Below are 15,581 nucleotides of genomic sequence, written 5' to 3' on the forward strand. Positions count from 1 at the left end.
CCTTGTACGGTGGTAAGAAATCACTGTGCAGGGGATTTTTCTTTGTAAGTATTGTTTTAGTATGTGATAAAATAAAACTTTAGTGACTCAGGAAGGAGGGCTGCTCATGCAGGACATCGCTTTACTAGAAAAACAACGCTGTAATCTTATTTTGACCAATAAGGCGAAGGAAGCGGTAGAGGAATGCTCAGCAAACGAGCATGCCTTTTTTGCGTTACAAAGATCTTTTACTGTCTATATTGAAAAACGAAAAGCAAAAACAGTTGGTGAAACCTTTTTATCCATCTATTTTAATGCGGAGGACAATGAAAAATTAAGCGATCTTCTTGCTGAGAAAACGGTTATTATGGATTGTGTGCTAAAGGTGGAAGGATTGCTGGCTACCAATATTCGATTTGTCCATATGCGTGGACCTATTAACACAAATCGTCGCTTAGCAGCCGCATTACAATTTGTGACGAAGCCTAATAATGGAGCAGGTATTCCACTTGAGCTGCACACCAAAATAAGACAGCTACCGATTGCAGAAGAACGTACAGAGTATGTGAAAAAACGTATAGCCAGCTGGGAAGGCTATTTAAAAATACAAGAACGAGATGCAACCATTGATGATATTCATACAGAATTTAAGCAAAGCTATTTCAATGAAGACTTTACACGCTTAACCATTGTATGTCCCTACATAAAGAGTAAAGAATGGAAAAAGCTAGAGGGGTTAAGTGTTAGCATTCAAGGAATTCGAGGCGAAATAGGACAGGTTATAAAGGCTAATGCAGGAAAGCAAACGGTAGAAATTGATGTAAAGCCTTTTATACAGGATTTGGCTCGCAAGGACGGACTGAATCTTCGTTCAAAACAAGCGAGCTTTAGTAATTTTGCGACATTAAGCCAAATTCGACGACTACGTAATGGTTTTACAAAGCTAGAAAAGGGTGAGGCAGTAAACCCTAATTTAGAAACAATACTGTTTGAGAGACGTCCTACAGTTCGTGCATCCAAGCTACGCGAAGATATTGAATTTCATAATAATTTAAATGAATATCAACGACGAGCCGTTTTAGGTGCACTATCAGTTGAGGATTTGTATGTCATTCAGGGTCCACCTGGTACGGGGAAAACAACTGTCATTTCAGAGATTTGTCAGCAAAATGTTAAAGCAGGCTTAAAAACACTTGTTGCCTCACAGTCTAATTTAGCTGTAGATAATGCATTAGGACGCTTACTGTCCAATCAAGAAATTCGAATTTTACGCTATGGTAGAACGGAAAGTATTGAGGAAGAGGGTAAAAAATTTATAGAGGAAAATGTGGCGCTTCAGTGGCGTGCGCAGACACTTGCTGCGATTGAAGAAGCAATTACAATATTTCCAGAACGTCAGCAAGAGCTAGAAGCAAACCTTGTAAAAGCAAAAGATGAGCTAGAGAAATTAGAGCAATGGCTTGAGCAATTAACACAGGAAATGGCTGCAAAAGAGCAGGCAGCTATTGAAGAACCCATTTTACAGCAGAAGATTCAAGCATTAAAAAAAGAATTGAAGGTTGCTAAAACAGAGCAACAAACATGTGAGACTCAAAAAGAGCATTATGAAAAACAGCTCGCACAAATTGAGCCAATTGTACAGCAGCTTGAACAGACACTTGCTGATTACCCTTCAGTCGAGAAACTACAGGGTACGATTCAGAAAACTACTGAAAAAGTGAAACATCTAGAGGCTGCTGCTCAATATAAAGAACTACAAGAACAAAAGCACCAGTTAACACAGCAATTTGAAGAGATACAGCAGAAATATGAAATCGAAAGCAATCGTCTAGTAATCATGAAGGAAGCGCAAAAATATATATACACCTTAACCTCATTTGACCGTATTCAGCGTTTTTTACAACATTATCAAATTCGCCCTTCTCATGTACTTTCGCAACAAATAGGTCGCTTGCAGCATTTAGAGGATGCGAAAGATTTAGAGGCATGGTCAACGATTAATGCTCGTTTACAAAAAGCAATTGTGAAGCTAGAGGCTTTGGTCACGCATGAAGTCAAGGAGCGTGCCCTTGCTAAAAGTAGACTACAACCAGTACAATCGTTTTCTTTGCAAAACCTTACTGGTGTATTCGCACAATTAAACACGGCTTTTCAAGATGGTCAAGCACCCGCAAGTGATGTTATTGAAAGTTATTTGCTCGGGTTATATATGCGTCGTGATTTTGTTTGGCAAAAGGGGATAGCACTAAAGCAACAGCAAGAGCATAAAGATCAGGAATACGAAACTTTTCGTAAAAATCTTGTAACTTTAATTCATCAGGAGTGTGCAATAACTAGCTTTGATGTGCAAAGTTACCAGCGGCAGCTCCAACCATTTTTACAGCATACAGAGCGGTTACAACAATTAGCAAACGCCTTTCAGATTACTGAAGAACCAGAAGAATCTGTAGACTATTTAAAAATTCTTGCCTCCCAAGCTAGAGAGTCTCTTCTACAAGCAAAGCAGCAGCTTGAGGCAGTGGAGCAGGCTAAAGTACAACTCGTTCCTAAACAAGCCTCTTTACAGACTGTCCAAACAAACTTGCAGGAAGTAGAACAGCAGCTAACGCTTATAGAAGAACAGATAAAAGATATTAATATAGCTGGATTGAAGAAAGAAAAGCAACTAGCTACCTATACAAAGCTTTTACAATCTATGCCAGAACGAACGGCTGAAGAGGTGAAGGAAGCTATTCAAACTGCAAAGCATGCAATCGAAGCATTCCAACGTCAGGAAAAACAGCTACCCCTTCACAAAAAACTACAAGAACAATGGCGTGAAAAATTACAAAACGCAACAGAGTATGATTTAGATGAAATTCGAAAACTGTATGTACGTCATGCGAACGTTATTGGTACAACATGCGTAGCTTCTGCCAGTAAGGAGTTTATGGAAAATTATCCGACCTTTGATGTGGTTATTATTGATGAAGTTTCAAAGGCAACACCACCAGAATTGCTCTTACCAATGCTAAAGGGGAAAAAAGTTATTTTAGTAGGTGATCATCATCAGCTACCACCATTACTTGGGGATGATACGCTGGAGGAAACATTGAAGGCAATGCTAGAAGAAAATCCAAACTTTGAAGGCGCACAGGAATTAAAAAATCTGTTGCGTGAATCATTATTTGAGCGTTTATTTAATAATTTGCCACCAACGCATAAGCAAATGCTAGCATTGCAATACCGCATGCATGAGAAAATCATGCAAAGTATCACACCATTTTATGCGGAAGAAGAAAATGGCTTGCAATGTGGCTTACCAGATTCGGATGCAGCAAGAGATCACGGCTTAGAAGGGCAGTTTATAAAACGTGATGACCATTTACTGTGGATTGATATTCCAACAGAAAAACCTTATTTAGAGGAGCAAGTAAAAGGCGGAACGAGTCGTTTTAATGAAGGAGAATTGCTCACAATTCGACGTATTTTACTAGATCTCAATGAAGCGGTGAAGGCAGCAAAAGAAGCAGGGCGTATGCCGCAGGATGCTCAAAAAAGCGTTGGTGTCATCAGTTTCTACGGTGAGCAAGTAAAGAAAATTAATCGCCTTCTTCAGCAAGAATTACAGCTACCACATCTGCAATTTAGAACAGGGACTGTTGATAAATTCCAAGGGATGGAAATGGATGTCATTTTAGTGAGCATGGTTCGTAATACACCCAAGGGCGGGGATATTGGCTTTGCCAGAGATTATCGTCGTTTAAATGTCGCGCTATCTCGTGCACGTGAGTTACTACTGCTTGTTGGAAGTGCAGAAATGTTTGCAAAACGTGCAAAACATCAAGAAACAAGAGAGATGTATGCGAATTTATTAAAAACAGTAAAATCCTACGATGGCTTACGTAATCATGAAGGATTGGTGATATAGATTGTCAAAATTACAACAACGACTAATGCGTGAGCTTCAGCAGAATCGTAATATTAAGATTGTCAAAATGGCTGAATGGTGTATTCCCATTCGAACAGTTGATGTGACCTATGAGCCTGTTCGTCGTTCAACAATGGATGTCTTAATGACAATGCTTCTGCTTAGTATTCAAGAGGCGGATTTTAGCAATGCACAGGAATTGAGCGAGCTATTGCTGGTAGACTCATTATTTATTGAAGACTTGGTTTCTTTAATGATTCGAGTAAACCTTGTGAAGAATGAAGATGATTTCTATAGGCTAACTGAAAAAGGACAGAAGCAGCTAGAACGAGGTATTTTTGAAGAAGAACTAGAGGAAGAAACCTCTACGCTTTACTTTAGTCCCTGCCATCAATCGTTTCTCACTATCGATACGAGGAATGATGAATATGATGAATTGCCAGAGCTTTATCGTTATATTGACAAAGAGGCAGAACAACAGGAACAATTTGAGGAGTCCATGGTGATTGCAGCTTTACAGGAATCGGATGAAGAAGAGGAAGGGAGCTCTCAGAAAGTCATCGCAAAAATTGTTCAAACAGCAGCTCAGCAAATAAATGATAGCCCATGTTTAGAGTTTGTTCTTTATGATAAGGAACAGGATATAGTATTTGTACGAGTTTGGAATACATTACTCAATCAATGGGATTATCATTTAGAGCAACAACTTACAGACGAAGAACAATTAACATGGCGTGAGCAATATTTATCTTGATTCAATTTCAATTGCTAGAAAAAACGAACGTAAATCGCGTTCGTTTTTTTATTTTAATTATAAATTTACAGAGTTAGGTGATAATCGAAAAATTTTTTCGATAAAATACTGCATTAGCACAAATTAAACCATCGCTAAGGAGGGGACAGATGTTAACGATTAGTTTATGTATGATTGTTAGAAATGCACAATGTACGATTGAAAGATGCTTAGATTCGGTTCAGCACCTCGTGGATGAGATTAATATTATTGATACTGGTTCAACTGATCGTACAAAAGAGATTGTCCAAAATTTTACCTCTCGAATTTATGACTTTTCCTGGTGTGATCATTTTGCTAAAGCTAGAAATTTTTCCTTTCAGCAGGCAACAAAAGACTATATTTTATGGCTTGATGCTGATGATGTTATGACAAAGGAAAATCAGCACAAGTTCAGCCAACTAAAGCAATCGTTATTTCCCTCTATTGATGCTGTAACAATGGATTATTATTTGACGCTTGATTGTGATGGGGAAGTGGAGTGTAGTGAACGAAAGTTTCGTCTAGTAAAAAGGGCGAATCATTTTCAATGGGAGGGTGCTGTTCATGAGAATTTAAGGGTGTCAGGGCAGCTCTATCATAGTGATATTGCTGTCACACATTTACCGTTAACGAAAGATATTCATCGCAATATAAATATTTATGAGGGATTAATAAAGAATGGACATTCTCTTTCAGCAATTGAGACATTTCATTATGCGAATGAACTAAAATTACATCACCGTTACCTAGAAGCTATTAATCAATACAACCTATTTTTGGATAGCAACTTAGGCACTACAGATAATCGCATTGAGGCTTGTTTACATGTAGGGGAATGCTATCGACGTTTACATGATGATCAACAAGCACAGCAAGCTGTTTTGCAATCTTTCTTATATGATCGACCAAAGTCAGAAGCATGTTGCCGAATGGGCCAATTTTTTATGGAGCAATTAAAACATAAAGAGGCTATTTACTGGTACTCTCAAGCCTTGCAACAAGCTCCTGCCGATACAATGACTATCCAAAAGCGTGCTTATTCAACATGGATTCCACATCTACAATTAAGCCTTTTGTACAGGGAGTTACGGTTATTTGAAAATGCCTTTCAGCATAATCTAGAGGCACAAAAATGGAAACCGAATCATCAAGAAATAATCAATAATGAAAAATATTTACTTAGTCAGTTAAAGATATAAATCTTTCTTATGGAAAAGGTACATCAATAAACAAGACATAAATAGCTTGGCCAATTAACAATGAAACACCTACAACAACCGTCATAAAAATCACATTACGTGGCCTAAAATTTTTTGCTTCCATTAAAAACCTCCCTCGATATAGAATATTCAGTCAATTCAAGATATGTTTCGAAGGGATGAGTATGCATAATAAAAGAGCAAATTCACTTTAATTGTGAATTTGCCTATTACTAACTGTCTGCAATTAACTGTATACATGAAAAATACTCACAGTGTGCAATGCGCTGTGAGTATTTTTTTAATCAAGCAAAGTGTATTACGAACCTGCTAAACATTATATCGGAATACTTGAAATACAAAGGAACTTTACAATTGAATCTGTTTTATTTATCCAATTATGAGGGGTGGTTGAATCTAAGAAAACACAATCATAAGGATGTAAATCATGCTCCTCTTTGTCAATGACAATGGTTAGTATGCCTTCCAAAACATAAAGAAATTCTTGACCAGAATGAGAATAAGAATCCTCTCGATTTGCACCTGGATTCAATAATACTAAGATGGGATTAAAGAGTGGATTTTCAATGTTTCCTGCTAAATCTCTATAAAAAAATTGGTTATTCATGGTGTTCGTTTTACTAATAATATTACGCATAACTGTAGGTGCGATTTTTTCATCAGACTCTGAAAAAAAATAGCTCGGATTAACACCAAGTGCTTCAGATATTTTTTTCAATGATTCTAGCGTTATGGATGATTTTGATCGTTCAACCTGGGACAAAAAGCTAATTGAAAGATTCGTTTGATCAGCTATTTGTTTTAATGTTAACTTCCGTTCTTTTCGTAAACTTTTTATTTTTGCTCCAATTATATCAGTCACTGTTCTCCACTCCTGTACAAATATTAGTTCTATTTACTATTCAAGAAAAATATCTTTGGGTGAAATTCATTAAGTAAATTTATTTCATAGGTGTATGTTAAGGGTTATTTTATTATTTTGTAATTTGACTAGTCACAATAACTCCGAGAACTAATTAGACCCTAAAGTAACCATACAATAGTAGTTACCTTCTCATGATTCTTATTGCAGTGTTCGTTTATCTACATATTTCACCAAATAGAAGAAGCCACGTTGATAAGGATAACACAAAAGCTTTAATTTCAGAACGGTTACAAAATTTGGGTGTAAATCAATCTAAATCATCAATAAAGATTGATCATTCGAGTTTAAGTGTCACTTAAATAAATATGTGTAATATATAAATAAAAGAAGATTTCATTTAAAAATATTCGGAAAATTTAGTTTACATAGAAAATTCGGTGTGCTATTATCTTCAATAATTGAAGCTGTACTTCAATATTGTATTTGTTGAATCAAGTATTCTATTAAATAATAAAGGAGAATGAAGATGAATTTTCATGGTATTTTGGTTCCTATAGTGACTCCATTTAAACAGGATTTAAGCCTAGATTTAGAAACTTTAAAGCAATTGACAAACACATTTATTGACAAAGGTGTTAATGGTTTAGTGGTGTGTGGCACAACTGGTGAATATTACGCCTTGAATGAAGTGGAACGTGAAACCGTTTTAAGAACGGTGTCGGAAGTTGCTAAAGGTCGAATATCCTTAATTGCAGGTATTAATGATTTATCAACTGATGGGGCAGTTAACCGTGCCAAACAGGCTAAAGATTTAGGGTATGAAGGTTTAATGTTATCACCCACACCTTATAGCTTGCCTGACCAAAGTGGTTTGATTGCCCATTACGAAACAGTGGCGGCTTCAACTGATTTACCTATTATCATGTACAATTTCCCTGCTCGTATCGGCATTGAAATTGAGTATGAAACGGTGGTGCATTTGTCTAAAAATCAGAATATTGTTGCTATTAAAGAGAGTAGTGGTGATTTTAGCCGTGCATTACGTTTGCTACAAACTCCATTTGAGAATTTTGAAGTGATTTGTGGTTGTGACGATCAGCCAATTGACTTTTTCTTTTGGGGCGCAAAAAGTTGGATTGCTGGAGCAGGTAATGTGTTCCCAGAGGAGCAAGTAGCTATGTTCAATGCTTCCATAGCAGGGGATTGGGACAAAGCACGGCAAATCATGAGGGATATCTATCCTGCTATCCACTCGATGGAATCTGGTAACTACAACCAAAAGGCCAAGTTAGGTTGCCTGAAAGGTGAAATCAAAGTTGGTACAGTGCGCCTACCTTTATCTGATTTGTCAGAAGAGGAAAAAGAGGAGTTTTTGGCTTTTTTTAATAAATAAATTGGAGGAAAGATAAAATGACCGTATCAAAAGAACAAATCTTTGCCCTTGCTAAAGAAGGGAAGCTTTGGGCTGGTAACTTAATTGATGGTTTTTCGACTACAGACTGTAAAATAGAAAATCGTACTCCAATCGACAACAGCATAATTGGCTATATAGCCGATGGTAATTCACAGGATGTAGAGGCGGCTGTTAAGGTAGCTAGAGAAACATTTGAAACAGGTACTTGGAGTAAATTATCCCCGAGTGAGAGAAAAAAAGTAATGATTAGATGGGCACAATTACTAGAAAAACACAGTGAAGAATTGGCCGCCTTGGATTGCGTAGATGCAGGTAAACCTATTACAGAATGTTTGAATACTGATATGCCAGCAACCATTGATACATTTTATTGGTATGCTGAAGCCATTGATAAAGTCTTTGGCAAAGTTGCTCCTACAGGTAAAGATGCTCTGGGTTTGATTGTCACTGAGCCCATTGGCGTAGTTGGTGCAGTATTACCTTGGAATTTCCCCGCGCAAATGTTTGCTTGGAAAGTAGCACCTGCTTTGGCAGTAGGTAATTCTGTGATTGTAAAACCGGCGGAATTAACGTCACTTAGCGCATTCCGTATGATTGAACTTGCTTATGAAGCGGGGGTGCCTAAAGGAGCATTAAGTTTGGTGTGTGGTTTGGGAGAAAAAGTAGGTGAACCTTTGGGAAGACATATGGATGTGGATGTTGTCTCGTTCACTGGTTCAACAGAAGTGGGTAGATATTTCTTAAAATATTCAGCAGAAAGTAATCTTAAAGAAATCATTTTAGAGTGCGGTGGTAAGAGTCCACAAGTATTGTTTGAAGATGCAGATTTGGATGCGGCAGTTCCACATATTTTATCAGCCGCTTTCTGGAATATGAGTGAAAACTGTAGCTGTGGTTCTCGATTGATTGTACATGAATCTATTAAAGAGGTGTTATTAGAAAAACTAAAGGAAGGCTTAAAGAGCTGGAAAGTAGGAAATCCAATGGATGAGTCGGTCGCCATTGGTCCCATGATTGAAGAAGCGCACTTTAATAAAGTAAAATCATTCCTCGACATTACTATTCAAGAAGGTGGTCGCTTAGTTACTGGTGGTAATATTCACTGTGAGATGGGCAGTGGTTGGTACATTGAACCCACTATATTTGACAATGTAACCGCTAACATGACCTTGTTCCAAAATGAAGTATTTGGTCCGATTTTAGCAGTTAGTACATTTGAAACGGAAGAAGAGGCCATTGAACTTGCCAATAACACTACCTATGGTCTGGCTGCATCTTTTTATAGCCAAAACGTTCAGCGAACGATGCGTGTGGCACGTGAGATAAAAGCAGGAACTGTTTCTGTGAATGGCTTTAGCGAGGGCGATATCACTACCCCGTTTGGAGGCTTTAAACAATCAGGTTTTGGTGGTAAAGACAATGGCTTGGAAGCACTTGAGCAATATGTGCAAACAAAAGTAATTTGGTACGTTCAGTCATAATAATTTGAATCGGCCTTTATGGGGGAGTGTATATGGAGAAAACAGACAATAAGCAACTAAAAAAAGTTGTTGCTGCATCAATGATTGGATCTGTAGCTGAATGGTATGAATTTTTCTTATATGGTACTGCATCTGCTCTCGTTTTTGGAGAATTGTTTTTCCAGAAAACAGGGAATGCTATTGATGGCATCTTAGCTGCATTTGCACTCTATGCAGTAGGATTTCTAGCCAGACCTATCGGTGGACTTGTTTTTGGTCATTATGGTGATAAAATCGGACGTAAAAATTTATTACAAATTAGCTTGATCATCGTTGGAATAACGACTTTCTTAATGGGATGTATTCCCACATTCAATAGTATTGGTTATTGGGCTCCTATCTTACTTGTTACTTTACGTTTAATTCAAGGATTTGCTTTTGGTGGAGAATGGGGTGGTGCTGTTATTTTAGTATCTGAGCACAGCCCAAACAATCGTCGTGGTTATTGGGCAAGTTGGCCACAGGCGGGTGTGCCACTGGGAAATTTAATAGCTACAATTATCCTTTTACTTTTATCTAAAAACTTAAGCCCTGAGCAATTTATGGATTGGGGTTGGCGTGTAGCATTTTGGTTCTCAGCAGTTGTTGTACTGATTGGACTTTGGATTCGCAAAAGTGTAGATGATGCCCCTGTTTTCAAAGAAGCACAAGAAAAACAAGCGCAATTAGAAAAACAACAATTAGGTATTATTGAAGTGGTTAAATACCACAAAAAAGCGATAATTGCAGGTATTGGAGCTCGTTTTGCAGAAAATATCTTATACTATATGGTGGTTACTTTCTCCATTAGTTATTTAAAACTTGTCGTCAATAAAGACACTACCCAAATCTTATTATTAATGTTTGGTGCTCATGCTATTCACTTTTTCTTCATACCATTAATGGGTCACTTAAGTGATATTTGGGGGAGAAAGTCTATCTATATTACAGGAGCAATTTTAACAGCGTTTTGGGGATTTGTTGGGTTTCCGATGATGGATACAGGAAATGATTGGATCATTATGTCTGCTATTACTCTTGGTTTATTCATTCAATCGATGACGTATTCTCCATACTCAGCATTAATGACAGAGTTATTCCCAACTCATATCAGATATACAGCATTGTCCTTATGTTATCAAGTAGCACCAATTTTAGCAGGCTCATTGGCTCCATTAATTTCATTAAGTCTTTTAAATAAATTTAATAGCTCCATCCCAATTTCAATTTACTTGGTTATATCAAGTATCATTTCTATTTCATGTATCATGCTGGTGAAGGAAACAAAAGGAAAATCACTTACTTTTAAGAAAGCACAGTAAATAGGTTTGCTGGCTATAACGTTTAAAATTATGTACGATAATCAATTTAATTTTAGATAACTAGTTCTATTAATATAAAGAAGAGCATGTTTTGACGATTTCTTTCAAAACATGCTCTTCTTTTATATTTTATTTTTAATCGAACTTTAACCCCTTCAACGCTTCAGCAAGTGCATTGTTCACAGGTTCCTCTTTGTTTTGTTGCTTTAAGTACTTTTGTACTGAGCGCTTGTCGACCTTGCCTCCGCCTTCTTTTTTGCGTCTTGCTTCAAAGGCAGATAATTTTTCACGATAGCCACATTTACAAACAAAAATTTGACCATCGCCTTCTCCGCGAAGCTCCAATTTTTTATGACATTGTGGACAACGTGCATTTGTGGTACGTGAGACATTTTTACGATGACCACATTCGCGATCTTGACAGACAAGCATTTTTCCTTTCTTGCCATTCACTTCAAGCATCGGTTTACCGCAATCAGGACATGATTTGGTAGAGATATTATCATGCTTATACTTTTTGTCACTACCCTTAATCTCTGTAACAATTTCCTTTGTGTAATTTTTCATCTCGCTAATAAATACATCTTTTTTTAGCTTACCCTTTGCAATAAGCTCAAGCTTTTGCTCCCAATCTGCTGTCAGGGCAGGGGATTTTAATTCCTCTGGCACTAGGTCGAGTAGTTGACGACCTTTAGAGGTAATATAAATATCTTTGCCACCACGTTTTTCTATTAAGAAGGAATTGAAAAGCTTTTCAATAATATCTGCACGTGTTGCGACTGTGCCAAGACCACCCGTAGATTTTAATGTGTCGGCTAATTTTTTATCATTCGTTGCCATATATTTTGTTGGGTTTTCCATGGCTGATAAAAGAGTAGCTTCGTTAAATCTAGCAGGTGGCTTTGTTTGACCAGAAGTTTGGGCAAGAAGCTTTACTTTTAACATATCGCCCTTATCAATGCGTGGTAATATTTGTTCCTTTACGTCATCTGCTGTGTCCTCATCATCAAAGCGATGTTCATAAACTTCTTTCCAGCCAGATGATAAAATCGTTTTTCCACGAGCAATAAAGCTTTCATCGCCAATTTTTGCACGTAATGTTAATTGTTCATATTCAAAAGCAGGAAGTAGAACAGCTAGGAAACGCTTTACAACAAGATCATAAATTTTACGTTCTTTATCTGTGAAAGCTGAATAATTTACATAGCCCTCTGTTGGAATTATCGCATGATGATCGGATACTTTACTATCGTCGACAAAGGCCTTTGTTGGCTTGATTGGTTTAGTGAGCAGTTTATTGGCGATGGAGCGATATTCACCAATACCACAGGCCTTTAAGCGTTCTGGTAGTGTAGCAACGATATCCTGTGAAATAAAGCGAGAATCCGTACGTGGATAAGTTAACACTTTATGTTGCTCATAAAGTTTTTGCATGATATTCAATGTTTCCTTCGCTGAGTAGCCGAAGATTTTATTGGCATCACGCTGCAATTCAGTTAAATCATAAAGGCCAGGTGCAAATGATTTTTTAGGTTTCTTTTCAATGTCCGCAACGATGGCATTGCTATTTCCTATTTTTTTCACCAGTGTATCGATTTTATCTTTATCAAAGCTACGACTATTACCATTTTGGTCTTGCCATGTGAGCTTTAAGTTGTCAGCTGTTTGCGCTTCAATACCATAATAAGTTTGTGCCTTAAAGTTTTTAATCTCATCTTCACGTGCAGCAATTATCGCTACTGTTGGTGTTTGTACACGTCCGCAATTCAACTGTGCGTTAAAGCGGGTAGTTAAAGCACGAGTAGCATTCAGCCCAATATACCAATCTGCCTCTGAGCGAGCTACAGCAGAGGCATATAGATTATCATATGCATTACCTGGCTTGAGATTGGCAAACCCATCTTTAATTGCCTTATCTGTAACAGAGGAAATCCATAGGCGTTTCAAAGGCTTTTTAATTTTCACTTTATCGAGTATCCAGCGTGCTACTAATTCACCTTCACGTCCAGCATCTGTAGCAATGATGATTTCATTAACATCATTACGTGTAAGCTGACTTTTGACCGCATTAAATTGCTTTCCAGTTTGCTTTATAACCGTTAGTTTTAAGCGTTCAGGTAACATGGGTAGATCTTCAAGATTCCATGTTTTATATTTCACATCATAGCTTTCTGGGTCAGCTAGTGTTACAAGATGTCCAAGCGCCCAAGTCACAATGTATTTATCTCCCTCAAGGAAGCCATTTCCTTTTTTATTACATTTCAGTACACGTGCAATATCACGTGCTACAGAAGGTTTTTCAGCAATTACTACGCTCTTTGCCATTGTTAACACCCTTTCATAGTTCCATGGTTTTAAATATAGCATAGGTTGAGTGGGTTCGCAGTTTAACTGCAATGTAAAATGCATTTAATAGGCAAAGAAAAGAAAGGGAAGAAAAATTGTCATGAAGAGCAAAGAAACTTCATATGGTGTATATGTGATTTTAGCCTTTTAATTTCTGTTCTATGTAAAAATTATGCTCGTAATTTTGCGAAAAATCTATTTTGTTGCTAGACACCAAATTTTGAGAATGCTATATTTATGTTGTCATAGTATTTTTATAATTAGGAAAAAATAGAATACTTTATGGGTTTGAATGATTTTTCCTGATTATAAGGAGTGATGAAGTATAGAGCTAGATGAAGGATGATAGGTGCCTATGGTAAAGAAAACTTTAAAACAAAGAATTGTAGACGCTTCCGTTGAATTGTTTCAACAAGATGGTTATCACAATGTAACAGTGGATCGTATTGTGGAATACATTGGGGCATCAAAGGGTGGATTTTATCATAATTTTAAATCAAAAGATGAACTGTTGTATGAAATTCATGATGTCTTTATTTCATATGTCATTCAACAATCGCAAGCTGCATATGACAAATTCAATACACCTATCACACGTTTGTGTGCCATGCTGCAAACACTGACACAAGTATTTGATATGTATCAAGCACATATTACGATTTTTTATGAAGAAAGTCGTTCACTCTCAGATGAATATAGTGACATCATCCATAAAAAGCGAGATCACTATCGTGATATTTTACAAAGAGTGATAGCAGAGGGTCAGGAAGCAAAGGTTTTTCGTACCGAATTACCTTGTACAATTGTGACAATGGCAATTGTCGGGATGATTAACTGGACATACAAATGGTTTAAGCAATCAGGACCATTAACGATGGAGCAAATCACAGATGTTTTTACCGATATGGTATTACGGGCAATTGTGACAGAACAAGCCATGGAAGAAGCGAAGCAATTTATAATAAAGGGGTAGCCAGTAGGAAACACTGGTTTTATTATTTGTTTTTACAAACCGACTAGTCGGTATTAACTGTAAGCAATTATTCTTAAGCTACATTTACTATGGCAAATTCGACATTAGGGGGACTAGGGATGAATTTTGAATTAACAAAAGAGCAAGAAATGATTCGAGACATGGTGCGTGATTTTGCTGAGAAGGAGATTAAACCGTATGCTCGTGAGGTTGATGAGACATCAACAATGAGAATAGAGAGCTTTAAGAAGATGGCAGAACTAGGCTTATTGGGTATCCCGTTTCCTGAGGAATATGGTGGATCAGGTGGTGATACGGTGTCCTATGCTTTAGCTGTAGAGGAGATTGGTCGAGCATGTGGGGGCACAGGGTTAAGCTATGCAGCTGCTGTTAGCTTAGGAGCCTCACCAATTTACAACTTCGGCACAGAGGAACAAAAGCAAGAGTGGCTAGTTCCATTAGCTAAGGGTGAGACATTAGGATCATTCGGTTTAACAGAGCCAAATGCTGGTTCAGATGCAGGGGGCACACGTACTACAGCTATTATTGATGGTGATGACTACATCATTAACGGAGAGAAATGCTGGATCACCAATGCAGGATATGCTCGACAAATTATTGTAACGGCGGTAACAGGTAAACGTGAGGATGGTAAAAAGATTATTTCTTCTATTATTGTGCCAACAAACACACCAGGTGTAACAATCAACTGTAATTATGACAAAATGGGTGTACGTGGCTCCAATACATGTGAGATTGTGTTAGAAAATGTTCGTGTCCCAAGAACAAATCTATTAGGGGATGAAAAACGTGGCTTTAGCCAGTTTTTAAATACATTGGACGGTGGTCGTATTTCCATCGCTGCTCTTTCTGTTGGAATTGCCCAGGCTGCTTATGAAAAGGCACTAAAATTCGCGAAGGAACGTGAGCAATTTGGTGCACCTATTTCGAAGTTACAGGCGATCCAATTTAAATTAGCTGACATGGCGATGGAAATAGAGCTAGCTCGTACGTTAGTACATAAAGCGGCATGGTTAAAAGATCAAAAGAAGCCATTTGGCAAAGAAGCTGCGATGGCTAAACTATTTGCTTCTGAAATGGGCTTCCGTACATGTAATCAAGCAATCCAAATTCATGGTGGTTCTGGATATATGAAAGAATACGATGTAGAACGTCATTTACGTGATATTAAATTAATGGAAATCGGTGAAGGGACATCTGAAATTCAACGTCTTGTTATTTCTCGTCTAATTGGCTGTTAATCATCATTAGTTAAGT

At 37.4% G+C, this 15,581-nt stretch carries 10 protein-coding genes; 8 read left to right on the plus strand and 2 right to left on the minus strand.

Annotated elements, in window-relative coordinates; genetic code table 11:
* The first annotated feature begins 106 nt into the window (after positions 1-106).
* From PSR12_RS02080 to PSR12_RS02090, 3 genes are all read left to right on the plus strand, one after another.
* Positions 107-3,889: a DEAD/DEAH box helicase gene (locus PSR12_RS02080; RefSeq protein ID WP_274771366.1), complete on the plus strand. Its 3,783-nt coding sequence runs from the start codon at positions 107-109 to the stop codon at positions 3,887-3,889.
* Position 3,890: 1 nt separating this feature from the next.
* Positions 3,891-4,643: a hypothetical protein gene (locus tag PSR12_RS02085; protein WP_221679102.1), complete on the plus strand. Its 753-nt coding sequence runs from the start codon at positions 3,891-3,893 to the stop codon at positions 4,641-4,643.
* 149 nt (positions 4,644-4,792) lie between these two features.
* Entirely contained in the window at positions 4,793-5,863 is a 1,071-nt protein-coding gene (locus tag PSR12_RS02090; protein WP_257521061.1) for a glycosyltransferase family 2 protein, read from the plus strand.
* A 337-nt stretch (positions 5,864-6,200) separates the two neighbouring features.
* On the opposite strand, the gene PSR12_RS02095 is transcribed toward PSR12_RS02090, so the two are convergent.
* A complete protein-coding gene (locus PSR12_RS02095) occupies positions 6,201-6,746 on the minus strand; it encodes a helix-turn-helix domain-containing protein (RefSeq protein WP_221679104.1) in 546 nt (181 codons plus the stop codon).
* Between the two features lie 529 nt (positions 6,747-7,275).
* Between PSR12_RS02095 and dapA the strand changes: the two genes are divergently transcribed.
* From dapA to abaF, 3 genes are read left to right on the plus strand one after another with little or no spacing between them, the layout of a single operon-like run.
* Positions 7,276-8,142: a 4-hydroxy-tetrahydrodipicolinate synthase gene (gene dapA, locus PSR12_RS02100; protein WP_221679105.1), complete on the plus strand. Its 867-nt coding sequence runs from the start codon at positions 7,276-7,278 to the stop codon at positions 8,140-8,142.
* Positions 8,143-8,159: 17 nt separating this feature from the next.
* The gene (locus PSR12_RS02105; RefSeq protein ID WP_221679106.1) at positions 8,160-9,644 is read left to right on the plus strand and encodes an aldehyde dehydrogenase; all 1,485 of its coding nucleotides are present in this window, start codon (positions 8,160-8,162) and stop codon (positions 9,642-9,644) included.
* A 32-nt stretch (positions 9,645-9,676) separates the two neighbouring features.
* Complete coding sequence (abaF, locus tag PSR12_RS02110) at positions 9,677-10,984, plus strand: fosfomycin efflux MFS transporter AbaF (RefSeq protein WP_221679107.1); 1,308 nt, start codon at positions 9,677-9,679, stop codon at positions 10,982-10,984.
* 135 nt (positions 10,985-11,119) lie between these two features.
* Here the strand turns inward: abaF and PSR12_RS02115 are convergent, their stop codons facing one another.
* Positions 11,120-13,309, minus strand: a complete 2,190-nt coding sequence (locus PSR12_RS02115; protein WP_221679108.1) for a DNA topoisomerase III — start codon at positions 13,307-13,309, stop codon at positions 11,120-11,122.
* A gap of 376 nt (positions 13,310-13,685) precedes the next feature.
* Between PSR12_RS02115 and PSR12_RS02120 the strand changes: the two genes are divergently transcribed.
* Both PSR12_RS02120 and PSR12_RS02125 read left to right on the plus strand, forming a co-directional pair.
* On the plus strand, positions 13,686-14,303 hold the full coding sequence (locus PSR12_RS02120; protein ID WP_274771369.1) for a TetR/AcrR family transcriptional regulator: 618 nt from the start codon (positions 13,686-13,688) through the stop codon (positions 14,301-14,303).
* Positions 14,304-14,422: 119 nt separating this feature from the next.
* Positions 14,423-15,565 (plus strand): acyl-CoA dehydrogenase, encoded by a 1,143-nt coding sequence (locus PSR12_RS02125; RefSeq protein ID WP_004225536.1) that lies wholly within the window; start codon positions 14,423-14,425, stop codon positions 15,563-15,565.
* Positions 15,566-15,581: the final 16 nt, after the last annotated feature.

Source organism: Lysinibacillus sp. G01H, assembly GCF_028872195.1.
Taxonomy (GTDB): domain Bacteria; phylum Bacillota; class Bacilli; order Bacillales_A; family Planococcaceae; genus Lysinibacillus; species Lysinibacillus capsici.